Origin of the sequence: Streptomyces sp. SID14436, from assembly GCF_010548465.1 — a bacterium.
Taxonomy (GTDB): Bacteria; Actinomycetota; Actinomycetes; order Streptomycetales; family Streptomycetaceae; genus Streptomyces.
Genome location: NZ_JAAGMD010000173.1, coordinates 1 through 2,780, shown reverse-complemented (window position 1 = coordinate 2,780; position 2,780 = coordinate 1). Strand labels below are relative to the sequence as shown.

2 protein-coding genes are annotated in these 2,780 nt (G+C 72.4%); one reads left to right on the top strand and one right to left on the bottom strand.

The genetic code is table 11. The features are described from left to right. Positions 1 to 1,494: LCP family protein (locus G3I53_RS06575; RefSeq protein ID WP_164438107.1), on the top strand; the 1,494-nt coding region annotated here is incomplete at its 5' end. Between the two features lie 70 nt (positions 1,495 to 1,564). Here the strand turns inward: G3I53_RS06575 and G3I53_RS06570 are convergent. Beyond that, positions 1,565 to 2,605, bottom strand: coding sequence for a glycosyltransferase family 2 protein (locus tag G3I53_RS06570; RefSeq protein ID WP_164333089.1), 1,041 nt, complete (start codon positions 2,603 to 2,605; stop codon positions 1,565 to 1,567). Between the last annotated feature and the right edge of the window lie 175 nt (positions 2,606 to 2,780).

The following is a 2,780-nucleotide window of genomic DNA, read 5'->3' as shown; positions in this document are numbered from 1 at the left end:
GACGGCCGCCGCCCGCGGCGCGGACGCCGGGTGCTGAAGTGGTCCGCGGCCGTGCTCGCCCTGCTCATAACCGGCTCCGCCGGGGCGGGTTACCTCTACTACCGGCATCTCAACGACAACCTCAAGAAGGACACCCTCAACCTCGGCGACAACAAGGTCGCCGCCCCGACGCCCAACGCCGCCGGACAGACCCCGCTGAACATCCTGCTGATCGGCTCCGACGCGCGGGACACCAAGGAGAACCAGCAACTCGGCGGCGCCCGGGAGACGTTCGGCTCGACCCCGCTGGCCGACGTGCAGATGCTGGTGCACCTGTCCGCCGACCGCAGCAACATGTCGGTCGTCAGCATGCCGCGCGACACCCTGGTGAAGATCCCCAAGTGCACCGACCCCGACGACGGCACGGTCTACCCGGCGAGCAACGGCCGCGTGATGACCAACCAGAGCCTCGGGCACGGCGGTCCGGGCTGCACCGTGGCCACCTGGCAGGAGCTCACCGGCATCCACATCGACCACTTCGTCATGGTCGACTTCGCCGGGGTGGTGTCCATGGCGGACGCGGTCGGCGGCGTCCCGGTGTGCGTGGACGCCAACATCCACTCCCGCGACAACCAGGGCCACGGCTCCGGTCTGAAGCTGGAGAAGGGCACCACGTACATCAAGGGCGAGCAGGCCCTGCAGTGGCTGCGCACCCGGTACGGCTTCGAGGACGGCAGCGACCTCGCCCGCGCCAAGGCCCAGCACATGTACATGAACGCGATGGTCCGTCAGCTCCGCGACAACGCCACCCTGAGCAGCCCCAACAAGCTGCGGCGGCTGGCCGAGAAGGCGACCGGCGCGCTCACCGTCGACCCCGGCCTGGACACCGTCAAGAAGCTCTACGACCTCAGCAACGAGCTGCGCAAAGTGGAGCCGAAACGTATCACCATGACCACGATGCCCAACCGGTACGTCGGCGCCCGCGTGGAGCCCACCGAGGACGCCGAGAAGCTGTTCCGGCTGGTGCGCGAGGACATCGCCCTGGACGGCAGGGACGTGGCGCCCGAGCCGTCCCGGGACGAGGTCCCCGAGGACGCGGCCGCCCCGGACGACGAGATCGCCGTGCAGGTCCACAACGGCACCCGGACCGACACCCTGGCGCCGGCCGCCGGGCGGGCGGGCACCGTGGCCGGGCTGCTCCGGAAGAAGGGCTTCGGCCAGGCCACCGCCGACACCGTCGGCGCCACCCGGGAGAAGCGCACCGTGCTGCGCTATCCGAGCGCCGACCTGGAGGGCGACGCCCTGCGGGTCGCCGAGGTCCTCGGCATCCCGTCGAGTGCGGTGAAGCGGTCCACCGAGGTGTCCGGGGTCACGCTCGTGGTGGGCGCCGACTGGCGCGAGGGCGACGCCTACCGGGCGCCGGAGGAGGACGACAGCACCCCCGACTCGGCGCAGCCGCTCAACGGCGCCGACGACTCGGTGTGCATGCAGGTCGACCCGGCCTTCAGCTGGTAGCCCGGGCACGGGACCGGTCCCGCCCGGCACGACGCGGGGCCTCCCGGCGGGAAGGCCCCCGTCGTGAGCGTCAGGAGGACGCCGGGGCGTCCGCGTGGACGGCGGGGCGGCGCGAGGCGATGACCTTCTTGGCCAGCGAGCGCGGGCTGGTCAGGAAGCCCCAGCCCCAGGACATGTGCATGGTGGCCAGGGCCACGGGTATCTGGAGCCGCGCCTTCAGCGGCAGGCCCTTGCCCGCCGGCAGGGAGCCCAGCAGGATGGCCGCCAGGTAGCCGCCGGGCACCACGAAGCCCCAGGGCGTGAGCAGCACGCCGGCCAGGGTGCCGGCCGCGATGGCGCACACCGCCGCCGGCGGGGCCAGGTAGCGCAGGTTGATGGACCCGGCGTGGTAGCGGGCGACGACGTGGCGCCAGCGGCCGTAGTCCTTGTACTGCTTGGCCAGGGCCCGCACGGAGGGCCGCGGGCGGTAGGACACCTTCAGCTCGGGCGAGAACCAGATCAGCCCGCCGGCCTCGCGGATGCGGAAGTTCAGCTCCCAGTCCTGGGCGCGGATGAACTCCACGTTGTAACCGCCCTGCTGCTCCAGCGCCTCACGCCGGAACACCCCCAGGTACACCGTCTCGGCGGGGCCCGCCTCGCCGCCGGTGTGGAAGGCGGCGTTGCCGACCCCGATGCGGGACGTCATCGCCGCGGCGACCGCGTGCTCCCAGTCGTTCTCCCCCTCGGCGTGCATGATGCCGCCGACGTTCTGCGCGCCGGTCTCCTCAAGGAGCCGCACTGCGGTGGCGATGTAGTTCGGGGAGAGCATCCCGTGCCCGTCGACGCGGACCACGACCGGATGGCGCGAGGCCTTGATCGCCGCGTTGAGGGCGGCCGGGGTGCGGCCGGTCGGGTTGGGCACGGTGTGCACCCGCGGGTCCTCGGCCACGAGCTCGGCGGCGATCTCGTCCGTGCGGTCCGTGGACGGACCGAGGGCGATCACGACCTCCATCTCGCCGGCGTACTCCTGGGCGAGGATCGCGCGGACGGCGCCGCGCAGATGCCGCTCCTCGTTGAGGACGGGCATGATCACGGAAACGGCGGGGAGCCGCACGTCGGGATTGGCGTTCATAGGAGGCTCACGTTACCGCGTACGGGGGACACCGGTGCGCGCGCCGGGGGGCGATGGGCCGGGCCGCAGATCGTATCGGCCTACGGTGCTCAAGATCCACGCACGGCCGTCGTCCGGAGGTGCCCCCTTGCCCACGCCGCCGCGGTCCCCCCGGCCCCGCACCACGCCCCGGCGC